Origin of the sequence: Thalassovita aquimarina, from assembly GCF_018219815.1 — a bacterium.
In the GTDB taxonomy this organism is placed as follows: Bacteria; Pseudomonadota; Alphaproteobacteria; order Rhodobacterales; family Rhodobacteraceae; genus Thalassobius; species Thalassobius aquimarinus.
The window spans coordinates 27552-39237 of record NZ_JADMKU010000014.1 but is presented as its reverse complement, the minus strand read 5'-3'; the positions used below and the strand labels follow the sequence as shown (position 1 = coordinate 39237).

The 11686-nt window shown below is 62.8% G+C and carries 12 protein-coding genes; 7 read left to right on the top strand and 5 right to left on the bottom strand.

The window, feature by feature from the left end:
• Positions 1–152: 152 nt before the first annotated feature.
• Positions 153–1070: a LysR family transcriptional regulator gene (locus tag IT775_RS14700; protein ID WP_212701874.1), complete on the bottom strand. Its 918-nt coding sequence runs from the start codon at positions 1068–1070 to the stop codon at positions 153–155.
• A gap of 98 nt (positions 1071–1168) precedes the next feature.
• Here IT775_RS14700 and IT775_RS14695 point away from each other — a divergent pair, with 98 nt between their 5' ends.
• From IT775_RS14695 to IT775_RS14665, 7 genes are all read left to right on the top strand, one after another.
• Positions 1169–2392 carry a urate hydroxylase PuuD gene (locus IT775_RS14695; protein ID WP_212701873.1) on the top strand — a complete coding sequence of 408 codons (1224 nt, stop codon included), beginning with the start codon at positions 1169–1171 and terminating at the stop codon, positions 2390–2392.
• 129 nt (positions 2393–2521) lie between these two features.
• Complete coding sequence (locus IT775_RS14690; RefSeq protein WP_212701872.1) at positions 2522–3631, top strand: THUMP domain-containing class I SAM-dependent RNA methyltransferase; 1110 nt, start codon at positions 2522–2524, stop codon at positions 3629–3631.
• Positions 3632–3688: 57 nt separating this feature from the next.
• Positions 3689–5566 carry a DNA mismatch repair endonuclease MutL gene (mutL, locus tag IT775_RS14685; protein WP_212701871.1) on the top strand — a complete coding sequence of 626 codons (1878 nt, stop codon included), beginning with the start codon at positions 3689–3691 and terminating at the stop codon, positions 5564–5566.
• The gene (locus tag IT775_RS14680; RefSeq protein WP_212701870.1) at positions 5563–6735 is read left to right on the top strand and encodes a DNA recombination protein RmuC; all 1173 of its coding nucleotides are present in this window, start codon (positions 5563–5565) and stop codon (positions 6733–6735) included. The genes mutL and IT775_RS14680 overlap by 4 nt, the downstream gene beginning before the upstream one ends.
• Positions 6736–6812: 77 nt before the next feature.
• Positions 6813–7139, top strand: coding sequence for a DUF3775 domain-containing protein (locus IT775_RS14675; protein WP_212701869.1), 327 nt, complete (start codon positions 6813–6815; stop codon positions 7137–7139).
• A gap of 332 nt (positions 7140–7471) precedes the next feature.
• Positions 7472–7771 (top strand): hypothetical protein, encoded by a 300-nt coding sequence (locus IT775_RS14670; protein ID WP_212701868.1) that lies wholly within the window; start codon positions 7472–7474, stop codon positions 7769–7771.
• A gap of 377 nt (positions 7772–8148) precedes the next feature.
• Entirely contained in the window at positions 8149–8448 is a 300-nt protein-coding gene (locus IT775_RS14665; RefSeq protein WP_212701867.1) for a hypothetical protein, read from the top strand.
• Between the two features lie 73 nt (positions 8449–8521).
• Here the strand turns inward: IT775_RS14665 and IT775_RS14660 are convergent, their stop codons facing one another.
• From IT775_RS14660 to IT775_RS14645, 4 genes are read right to left on the bottom strand one after another with little or no spacing between them, the layout of a single operon-like run.
• Entirely contained in the window at positions 8522–9664 is a 1143-nt protein-coding gene (locus tag IT775_RS14660; RefSeq protein WP_212701866.1) for a saccharopine dehydrogenase family protein, read from the bottom strand.
• A gap of 21 nt (positions 9665–9685) precedes the next feature.
• The gene (locus tag IT775_RS14655) at positions 9686–9934 is read right to left on the bottom strand and encodes a SemiSWEET family sugar transporter (protein ID WP_212701865.1); all 249 of its coding nucleotides are present in this window, start codon (positions 9932–9934) and stop codon (positions 9686–9688) included.
• A 2-nt stretch (positions 9935–9936) separates the two neighbouring features.
• On the bottom strand, positions 9937–10986 hold the full coding sequence (locus IT775_RS14650; protein WP_212701864.1) for a saccharopine dehydrogenase: 1050 nt from the start codon (positions 10984–10986) through the stop codon (positions 9937–9939).
• A gap of 33 nt (positions 10987–11019) precedes the next feature.
• Entirely contained in the window at positions 11020–11679 is a 660-nt protein-coding gene (locus tag IT775_RS14645) for a histidine phosphatase family protein (protein WP_212701863.1), read from the bottom strand.
• Between the last annotated feature and the right edge of the window lie 7 nt (positions 11680–11686).

Genomic DNA, 11686 nt, shown 5'->3' with positions numbered 1-11686 from the left:
CGTTTCACAAATGCCCCATGCCGGATGCGACGAAGGGACTAGTAAAGATTATATAAGAACGAAAAGAGAGCAAAGCGGCGAAGTGCGTTGCTGGCGAATGTTTTCCGGCATTTTGCACCCTGAATTGAAGCCTGACGGTCCGGATCAACCAATCATGAGGCATGTAGCTCTGCCAGCTTGTCCCGGCAGGTCTTGATCATGAATTCCGCGAACAACTGCACCTTGGGATCACGCAGTCGGCGGCTGGGCGACAGGCAGACAAGCGGCACCGAAAGGGGCGGGGTTTGTTCTGCCACCGGAACCAGCGTGCCCGCAGCAAGGTGCTCGGCGACCTCGAAAATGGGTTTCAGGACGATGCCCGCCCCGTCGAGCGCCCAGCCGGTCAGCACGTCGCCATCGTCGGATTCGAACGGGCCGGTGATTTCGAACCGGCGCTGGCCGGTCGCCGTTTGCAAGGTCCACTGGAATTCCTTGGCGCCGGGAAAGCGCAGATTCAGACAGTCGTGGTTCTGTTCCAGCAGGTCGTCACCTGTTTCGGGCTTGCCGCGCCGTTCGATATATTCGGGCGCGGCGCACAATATGCGCGGGCAATCGGCGATGACGCGCACCTTCAGGTCGCTGTCCTGCAGCGGACCGAGCTGAAAGGCGAGGTCGAGCCCTTCGCCGGTCACGTCGATGTGCCGGTCCGACAGGCGCAGGCGCACGTCGATATCCGGATATTGCCGTTTGAACTGCGGCACCAGCGGCGCGATGAACCGCCGGCCGATCCCCAACGGGGCCGCCACGAAAAGCGTGCCGCGCGGTGACTGGGTGGCGTGCATGACCTTGGCCTCGGCCTCGTCGATCGCCTCGACGATCTTGCAGGCGCCTTCATAGAAAAGCTTGCCATGCTCGGTGGCGTGCAGCGCCCGGGTGGTGCGGTTGAACAACCGCACGCCGAGATGCTTTTCCAGCTCGGCGATGCGCGAGGACGCGACCGCCGGCGAGGTGCGCTGATCGCGGGCCGCGGCGCTCATGTTGCCCAATTCGTAGACGCGCAGGAACATCCGGATGTTGTTTACATAGGCCATTTTCAAACGCTTCTTGAAACTGTTCTTCCGATTTGAAGAATTAACAAACAAGTGCGACGGGCGATAGCCTAGAGAAAACCGATCCTCAGGAGGTCCCGATGTATGATTTTGCCGCCATGGGCGCATGGCTGGAATTCGCGGTGCGCTGGCTGCACGTGATCACCGCGATCGCGTGGATCGGATCGTCCTTCTATTTCATCGCGCTGGATCTGGGGCTGCAACGCGACCGCAACCTGTCAACAGGGGCCGATGGCGAGGAATGGCAGGTCCATGGCGGCGGGTTCTATCACATCCAGAAATACCTGGTCGCGCCGGCCAACATGCCCGACGGGTTGGTGTGGTTCAAATGGGAAAGCTATTCGACATGGCTGTCGGGGGTCGCGTTGCTGGCCGTGGTCTATTACATGGGGGCCGAATTCTACCTCGTCGATCCGGCGGTGATGGAACTGGCCAATTGGCAGGCGGTGCTGATTTCCATGGCGTCGCTGGCGTTCGGTTGGGTGGTCTACAACGCGCTGTGCAAGCAGTTCGTGAACGCCAACCAGACCGCGTTGATGGTGGCTCTGTTCGTGGTGCTGGTCGGCATGGCCTATTTTTACACATCGGTGTTTTCGGGCCGCGCCGCGATGCTGCATCTGGGCGCTTTCACCGCCACGATCATGAGCGCAAACGTCTTCTTCATCATCATCCCGAACCAGAAAATCGTGGTGGCCGACCTGATCGCCGGGCGCAAGCCGGACGCGAAATACGGCAAGATCGCCAAGCAGCGCTCGACCCATAACAACTACCTGACGCTGCCGGTCATCTTCATGATGCTGTCGAACCATTACCCGCTGGCCTTCGCCACCGAATATAACTGGATCATCGCCAGCCTTGTGTTCCTGATGGGCGTCACCATCCGGCACTATTTCAACTCGCTGCATGCGCGGAAGGGAAACCCGACCTGGACCTGGCTGGCCACCGCATTGCTGTTCATCGCGATCATGTGGATGTCCACCGCGCCGATGTTCCGCGCCGAGGAGGTCGAGGAAGCCCATGGCCCCGCCCTGCGCTTCGCCGAGGTCGAAGGATTCGAAGAAGTCGCCGATATCGTCATGGGCCGCTGTTCGATGTGCCACGCCGAGGAACCGGGCTGGGACGGGTTGCACTGGCCGCCCAAGGGGGTGCGCCTGGAAACCCCGCACCAGATCGCCAGCCAGGCGCGCGCGATCTACCTGCAGGCGGGGCTGAGCCACGCGATGCCGCCCGCCAACCTGAGCTTCATCGAACCCGAGGAACGGGCGAAGATCGTCGCCTGGTACGAGGCGGCCACCAAAGGGTGATTTTCCCCGGATCGCTTGCGATCCGGTTTGCGCCCGGCCTCCCCCTTCAGGGCGGGCGCGAATCCCAGTTATTTCGATACACGATAGTTTTCTGTCGCACCTCGCCCTGAACCCCGCTAATCAGGCGCAATGGACGACACATTCGAAATCTTCCTCGTCGGCCCGCCGGGGCTGGAACCTGTTCTGGCTGAGGAGGCCCGCGAAAAGGGCTTTGCCGAAGCCACGCCCGTGCCCGGCGGTGTCACCTTCACCGGCGGCTGGGCGGATGTCTGGCGCGCCAACCTGACCCTGCGCGGCGCAACACGGGTCTTGGCGCGGATCGGATCGTTCCGCGCCTTCCATCTTGCGCAGCTCGACAAACGGGCGCGGAAATTCCCCTGGGGCGATGTCCTGCGCCCGGACGAACCGGTCCGGGTCGAGGTATCGACCAACCGGAAATCCAAGATCTACCACGCCGGTGCCGCGAAACAGCGGCTGGAAACCGCGATTGCCGAGGAACTGGGCGCGCCGATTTCGGACGAGGCGCTGGTTCAGATCAAGGCGCGGATCGACGATAACCTAGTGATCCTCAGCGTCGATACCTCGGGCGAAAGCCTGCACAAGCGCGGCTACAAGGCGGGCGTCGGCAAGGCGCCGATGCGCGAAACGCTGGCATCGCTCTTGTTGCGCGCCTGCGGCTACGACGGGCAGGAACCGGTGCTGGACCCGATGTGCGGTTCGGGCACCTTCCCGATCGAGGCGGCGGAAATCGCCAAGGGGCTGATGCCGGGCCGGGCGCGCCACTTCGCCTTCGAGAAGCTCAACGGATTCGACGATGCGCTGTGGCAGGACATGCGCGGTGAAACGAAACCGCACCCGACCGACCTGCTGTTCTACGGCTCGGACCGCAACGTCAACGTGATCGGGATGGCGAAGGAAAATGCCGAACGCGCCGGGGTGGCCGATTGCACCCGCTTCACCCCCGCGCCGATCAGCGATCTGCAACGCCCCGACGGGCCGCCGGGGCTGGTCTTCGTCAACCCGCCTTACGGGGCGCGGATTGGCAAGAAGAAGGACCTGTTCGCGCTCTACGGATCGTTGGGGCAGGTGCTGAAGGAACGGTTTTCCGGCTGGCGTGTCGGCATCGTCACCAGCGAAACGCCCTTGGCCAACGCGACCGGTTTGCCGTTCGAACCCTCGGGGCCGCCGATTGCCCATGGCGGGCTGAAGGTGAAGTTGTTCAAGACTGCCGCCCTGTAACCCTGTTGCGAATTCGGCAATGGTCGAATCGCGTCCGATTGTGCTAGGTCTTGTTGTATGGCTCAGGCTTCCCCCAACATAAGCGAAAATCAGCCCGTAATCCGACAGCTGGACGAAGGCACGATCAACCGCATCGCCGCCGGCGAGGTGGTCGAACGACCGGCTTCGGCGGTGAAGGAACTGGTGGAAAACGCCATCGACGCGGGCGCAAGGCGGATCGAGATCGCGATCGCCGATGGCGGCAAGACGCTGATCCGGGTCACCGATGACGGCTGCGGCATCACCGAAGACCAGTTGCCGCTGGCGTTGTCGCGCCATGCGACGTCGAAGATCGACGGGTCGGACCTGCTCGACATTCACAGTTTCGGGTTTCGTGGGGAAGCGCTGCCATCGCTTGGCGCGGTGGGGCGGCTGACCATCACCAGCCGGGTTGCTGGCGGCGAGGCTGCTTCAATCGCAGTCGCGGGCGGCGAAATGGGCCCGGTGAAACCGGCGGCGTTGAACCAGGGCACTGTGGTCGAATTGCGCGACCTGTTTTACGCCACCCCGGCGCGGCTGAAATTCATGCGCACCGACCGGGCCGAGACCCAGGCGATCAACGACGTGGTGAAACGGCTGGCGATGGCCGAACCGTTCATCGGTTTCACCCTGCGCGACGTGTCGGGTGGCGGCGAAGGCCGGGTGACCTTCCGCGCCGAACCCGAAAGCGGCGACCTGTTCGACGCCTTGCATGGCCGCCTGGCCCGGGTGCTGGGCGCGGAATTCGCCGAAAACGCGCTGAAGATCGATGCCGAACGCGATGAATTCATGCTGACAGGCTACGCCGCTTTGCCGACCTATTCGCGCGGATCGGCGGTGGCGCAGTTCCTGTTCGTCAATGGCCGCCCGGTGAAGGACAAGCTGCTGATCGGGGCGTTGCGGGGGGCCTATTTCGATTTCCTCAGCCGCGACCGGCACCCGGCGGCGGCGCTGTTCATCGAATGCGATCCGCACAAGGTCGACGTCAACGTGCACCCGGCGAAATCCGAGGTGCGGTTCCGCGACCCCGGCATGGTGCGCGGGCTGATCGTGTCGGCGCTGCGCCATGCCTTGGCCGAGGCCGGGCATCGCGCATCGACCACGGTGGCGGGGGCCACCCTAGGCGCGTTTCGCCCTGAACCGGTGCCGCAGCAGGGGACGGCGACGCCGGGCCGGATTTACCAGATGGACCGCCCGTCGCAGCAGGCGATCAGCCAGAGCTACCGGGCGCAGGCGCCCGAACCGGGCTTTGCCGAATTCGGTCAGAGCTACAGCGCGCGGGTGGAAGAGGTCATCGAGACACCCCCGCAAGGGCCGGAAGAGACACCCGTCGAGGCGCTGCCGCTGGGTGCGGCGCGGGCGCAGGTGCATGAAAACTACATCATCGCGCAGACCGAAACCGGCATGGTGATCGTCGATCAGCACGCCGCGCATGAACGGCTGGTGTATGAAAAGTTGAAACACCAGATGGCCGAAAACGGGGTTGCGGCTCAGGCGCTGCTGATCCCGGAAATCGTCGAGCTGTCCGAGGGCGACTGCGCCCGGATCATGGAGATCGCCGACGACCTGCAAAAGCTTGGGCTGGGGATCGAAGCGTTCGGCGGCGGCGCCGTCGCGGTGCGCGAAACCCCCGCCATCCTGGGCGAGGTGAACGCGCGGGCGATGGTTCTGGATATCCTCGACGAACTGGCGGATCTGGGTGACAGCCAAACGGTGCAGGCAAGGATCGAAGCGATCCTGAGCCGGGTTGCCTGCCACGGGTCGATCCGGTCGGGTCGGCGGATGCGGGCGGAGGAGATGAACGCGCTCTTGCGGGAAATGGAGGCGACGCCCCATTCCGGCCAGTGCAATCACGGGCGCCCCACTTACGTGGAACTGAAATTGAGCGATATCGAACGGTTGTTTGGACGGACATGATCGAAATTAACGGGCAGGTTTACGGTTTGGGCGATCCGCTGGGGATCGCGGTTCTGGCGGCGGCGGGCATCGGATTGCTGGTGCTGATCCTGCTGATCATGACGGTGCGGGCCACGGGCCGGTCTGCGCGGCTTGCCGAACCCTTGGCGATGCAGATGGGGCAGTTGGGCCAGCGGGTGCAGGCGCTCAGCGACGGTCAGCAGCAACTGGCCGGCGGGCTGACCCACGTGGCCGAGGCGCAATCGGCATCGCAGACCAACATGCTGCAGCTGATGGAAAAGCGCCTGGCGCATGTGCAGCAGCAGATGACCGAAAACCTGCAGGGATCGGCCCGCAACACCGCGCAGTCACTTGGCGAATTGCAGCAGCGGCTGAAAACCATCGACAAGGCGCAGGAAAACATCACCAAGCTGTCGGGCGACGTGCTGAGCCTGCAGGACATCCTGTCGAACAAGCAAACCCGCGGCGCATTCGGCGAGATCCAGCTGCGTGATATCGTGACCAAGGCGCTGCCCAGCGACAGTTTCACCTGGCAGGCGACCTTGTCCAACGGCAGACGCGCCGACTGCCTGATCCACCTGCCCAACCCGCCGGGCCCGATCGTGATCGACAGCAAATTCCCGCTGGAAGCTTACGAGGCGCTGCGCCGGGCCGAAACGCAGGAACAACTGACCCGCGCGGCGCAATTCCTGCGCCAGACGGTGCGGACGCATATCAAGGCGATTTCGGAAAAATACCTGATCGAGGGCGAAACCGCCGACGGCGCGCTGATGTTCCTGCCCTCCGAGGCGGTCTATGCCGAACTGCACGCCAATTTCCCTGAACTGGTACGTGAAGGCTTCGACAAACGGGTCTGGATCGTATCGCCGACCACCTGCATGGCGACGCTGAACACGATGCGGGCGATCCTGAAGGATGCAAGGATGCGCGAACAGGCCGGAGCGATCCGGCGCGAATTGTCGATGCTGTTTGCCGATGTCGAGCGGCTGGGCACGCGGGTGGAAAACCTCGACCGGCATTTCGGGCAGGCGGCCAAGGATATTTCGGAAATCAAGATCAGCGCAGACAAGGCCGGCCGCCGGGCACGGCGGCTGGACAATTTCGATTTCGAGGAACTGGCGCCCGAGAGCGAAAGCGCCGTGGTGCCGCTGGAACGGCCGAAGGGCTGACTTAATCCAGATCAAGGACGGGTGCGCCCCGTTTGGCGCATCTTGTGGCCGAAGCCGCGCGAACAGGAGGATGAGACGTGCTAGAAATCAGCATACGCAAGGTGGCGAACGTGATCCTGATGGCGCGGGAACTGAACCGCGCGGAGGGTGAACTGCGGGCCTTCATCGACCGACTGACCGAAGAAGAGCAGATTGATCTGGTCACGCTGATGTGGGTCGGGCGCGGCAGTTTCGAGGCGGAAGAATGGTCCGAGGCGCGCGCCACCGCGATGGCGGAGGCCACGACACCCACCGCCGATTACCTGATCGGGACGCCGCACCTGTCGGATCACCTGGAAAACGGGCTCGACGCTCTGGGCCTCTCGGCAATGGACGACGAAGACGACCTGATCCGCGGCGGCTGATCCCGCGGCAAGCGGCGAATGTACACGGTCCCGTCTCACAGGCGGGGCCTTTTTTCGTCGCGCCGGCGTGAACACGAACTTTGGATTTCGTGATCCGTCCGTATGAACGGGTGTGAGCGCTAGCGGTGGTCTGGTCTGCGTCTCGCGGCTAAGCCGTTGATTTCCATGACTATGCATATTCACGGGGATGTGTCGTGCGATTTTGCGCGGGAGGGGGCCGTTTATGCACATATTTCAGGGGCTTAATATCGTTGAAGCGCGGGGTTGGCGTCGCCATCTGAGGCTCAGGTCGCAACCAGCGACAGACCAAAAGCAACTCAAAAGGACATGAGATGAAACTTATTATTGCAACCGCCGCCTTCGCCCTGACCGCCGCTTCCGCCGCTTTCGCGGGGCAGGATTATACTGCTGAAACGGTCATGACCCGCAGCGTGCCGGCCGCGTTCCACGAGGCCGACCGTGATCGCGGCCTCTATTCGGGCGATACCCTGTCGGTCACCGTGGGGCAAAAAGACACCCTCGCGGCGTCGGGTTATCTGTTCACCCGTGACGAGGGGCAGTATCGGGGTGAAACCGTGCCGGTTCACGTTTTCGGATCGCTGGCGAATCTGGAAAACGGCAGCCTGCGCTGATCCGCGGACAAACGATCCTGTTAATCAAAAGACGCCCGCCATTTGGCGGGCGTTTTTTTTACATCGCGGTTGAATTCAATCCAGGTGATCGACGCGTTCCATGTGCTGTGTGAGCTTCTGGATCTTTGCCAACCAGCCCTGAACCGATGGGAAATACGCGGAGATACCGAAACACTCCGTGCGATTCCGCACCGCAGCAACAAGATTTCCATGTGTATGCATGTTCACAAGGACGTGTCGTGCAATTTTGCGCGGGAGGGGGCCGTTTATGCACATATTTCAGGGGCTTAATCGCATTGAAGCGCGGGGTTGATAGCGCCATATGAGGCTCAGGTCGCAACCAGCGACAGACCAAAAGCAACTCAAAAGGACATGAGATGAAACTTGTTATTGCAACCGCCGCCTTCGCCCTGACCGCCGCTTCCGCCGCTTTCGCGGGGCAGGATTATACTGCTGAAACGGTCATGACCCGCAGCGTGCCGGCCGCGTTCCACGAGGCCGACCGTGATCGCGGCCTCTATTCGGGCGATACCCTGTCGGTCACCGTGGGGCAAAAAGACACCCTCGCGGCGTCGGGTTATCTGTTCACCCGTGACGAGGGGCAGTATCGGGGTGAAACCGTGCCGGTTCACGTTTTCGGATCGCTGGCGAATCTGGAAAACGTCAGCCTGCGCTGATCTTCGTAGTGCTCTAACACAAAAAGACGCCCGCCATTTGGCGGGCGTCTTTCTTTTGCATCGCGGTTGAAATTCAACCCAGGTGATCGACGAGTTCCATGTGCTGTGCGAGCTTCTGAATCTCTGCCAGCCAGCCCTGGACCAGCGGGGCCTCCGCCGGAGCTGCCGAAACACCCGGTGTGATCTTGCCCTGCAGCACCGATTCGATGGCCAGCGACACCGGTACCGATACCAGTCGCGCCATCGCGTTGCCGCGCTCGTCGCCCCAGGCATCCATGACATAGGTCTTGTGCCAGACCTCCTTGCCATCCTTTTCGGCGCTCAGCGCGACGCAGAGGACAACGCGGTCCGGTTCGCCTTCGTCATAGGCGTTTTCGGCCCAGAACTGATCCGACATTTCCTTCAGGCGCGCATCGCCCTCGGGGCCTTCCAGCGTTTCGATTTCGCGGAACACGTCCGACCAAGCATCGGTCCAGCCGTTCAGCCGCAGCGTGCCGCGCACGAACTGGCGCACCGGCCAATCCGCTTCGAAACCGTATTCGGCCATGAAGGGAATCGAATCGCGGTTCGGGTAGACTTCGAAATCTTCCGGGCTGGGCAGGGGGGCGGTATAGCTGCTGATCGCGTCCCAAGGACGGTCGACGTCGAAGACGGCGGAATCGCGGATCGAGCGGGAGGGCGAGCGCAGCGCCTTCAGCACGCCCAGCGGCGACCAGCTGAATTTGTAGCGGAACGGGTTTTCGTTCTTTGGCACGCCGCCGCAATAAGAAATGAAGGACAGCTCATTTGCCGGGTCGAAGGCGTCCGACGCCTTGTAATCTGCCATCAGCGCATGCGCCATCAGGTGGTCGATGCCCGGGTCTAGCCCGACTTCGTTCACTAGGCATAGCCCCTTTTCCTTCGCTTCGTCATTCAGCGCCCGCATTTCCGGCGCGATGTAGGACGAGGATACGAAATGCGCGCCCTTTTGCAGGCACAGCTTGGCCAGCGGCACGTGATGATCGGCGGGCAGCATGGAGACGACCACGTCGCCTTCGGCAACCGCTTCGGCCAGCGTGTCCATGTCGAAGGCGCGGATTTCGTCGGTCAGGTCGCCGACCGCTTCCCTGGCTTTTTCGACGGTCCGGTTCCACACCGTGACCTTGTGACCGTTGTCGATCAGGCGACGCAGGCCGGGAATGGCCGAAAGGCCGGTGCCACACCAGTGAATGGTCATGAATTGCTCCCTTGTCTGTAACTATTTGTATTTCAGTTTCGCCGCGACGATGCTCAGCACGATCAAAGTCGCGCAACCATTGGCGATGATCAGCGGCCAGTCCTTCACCAGCAGACCATAGAGCAGCCAGAGTGTCACGGTCAGCAGGAACAGAAAATTCGCCGCCAGCGACAGGCCGGAGGTGTCGCGGGTGGACCAGGCCTTCCAGGTCTGAGGAACCCAGCAGACGGTGCCGAGAAACCCGGCGAGGTAACCGATATAGATTTCCATGCTCAGCCCGTGTGACTGTCAAATGTGGCCTTGGCCCGGCCCCAGACGCCGCTGTCCAGATCGGTCAGCGTCAAGAGCGACGGCAGCAGCTGCGCTGCGTAATCTTGCGAACTTTCCACCGGCAGCATAGAGGGCAGGTTGTCGATCGCCATCACGTCCAACACCGGATCGGTCGCTACGCGCAGCGCCGGTTCGGCCCAGGTGGTGGCACGGTCATAGACCGGGATCGGGTTGTAATCGCTGTCCGGGTCGCAGGCCACGTCGCCAATGGCGCTGAGCTTGCGCGGCTTATCCAGTGACTCGCGCGGGACGAAGACAGGGGTGCCGGGGCGGGCGAAGATGCAGTTGAGGAAAATGTCGTGGTCGAGGATTTCCGGGAACGGCCCGCCGCTGGCGGTCTCGACCATGTCCCACTTGGTGACCTCGACCCCCATCGCGGTGCACAGGTCCGACGCCCCGGTGCCGACCCGGCCCAACGCGCCGATCACGATGGCGCGCGGGCGACCGGTTCCGGTCGCGTCCAGTTCTGCCAGCAATTCGGCATTGAGCGCGTCCTTGCTGGGGTAAACGCCCACGGGGCCGCAGATCTCTCCGCGCTGCTGCGCCGCCCATGTTTTCAGCGTCACCGCCGCCCCGGCATAGCCGGCCCAGTAGCCGAAGGCCGCGACACGGCGGCCGGTTTCATCGACAAGGTATTCCAGATCGTACAGCGTGCCGCCGCCGGCCTTGAACCGCTCCAGCAGCGCCTTGCCCGAATGCTGCCCCTTGAAGGCATGGCCGAACATGATGTGACGATGCGGCAGCGGCGTGCCGTCCTCGGGCAGTTCCTTCAGCCCGAAAATGATCGCATCACGCGGCGCCTCGGGCCATGAATTTTCCGGCGCGATTTCGGCGCCCGCATCGCGGTAGCCGTCGATCGGGATGGCGCGCACGCGGCTTTCCTCGACCGTGACGCGGATGCCCGCCTTGATCAGCGCGGCGGCGCCTTCTGGCGTCAGACCGACCCGGTCTTCGTTCGGGCGCTGTTCTGCGCGGACCCAGAGATGTGTCATGGTTTCGATCCTTCCTTTCGGTCGGGCAGGGCGTCAGAGATGGGTTTGGGCATATTGCCGGTCGGGATGGTCCAGATGCGGCACCGCGTTGAACTGGGTCAGCGCCAGGTCGTCGCCGACGCGGTGCAGACGGTGGACCGAGGTGTTCTGGATGGCAATGCAAGCCTTGGCGAAGGCCGGGATTGCGAGCCCCATAACGTGGCGCATCACCATGCCGATCAGCCCGCCCGACGTGACGACCAGGGCGGGTCCGTGGCCCGCATTTATTTCGTTGATCACCGCGTCGACGCGGGTTTCGAAATCCTGGAACGTTTCGGGCGTGTCGCCGATTGCACCGGCCTGCCACTTGCCCAGCAGCATCGGCATGTAGGTGACAAAACCTTCGCGCGTGTCGGGCAGGGGAATGCCCTGCTGATCGCGCAACAGGTTGGCCAGCGTGAAGAATTCCATTTCGTTCAGCCGGGCGTCCTGCACGATGGCGCCATGGGTTTCAGCCTGCATCGCGCGGGCGGTTTCGACATGGCGGGTCAGGGTGCCGCTATAGACCCGTTCGAAATGTTCGCCGGTGGCGCGGAGATGATCGCCGAGCCAGGCCGCCTGCTGCGTGCCCAGTTCGCTGAGCTTGTCATAGCTGGTTTCGTCCTGCGCCCGGGTATTGGCCTGGCCGTGGCGGATCAGTGTGATGGTGGACATCGTTTCT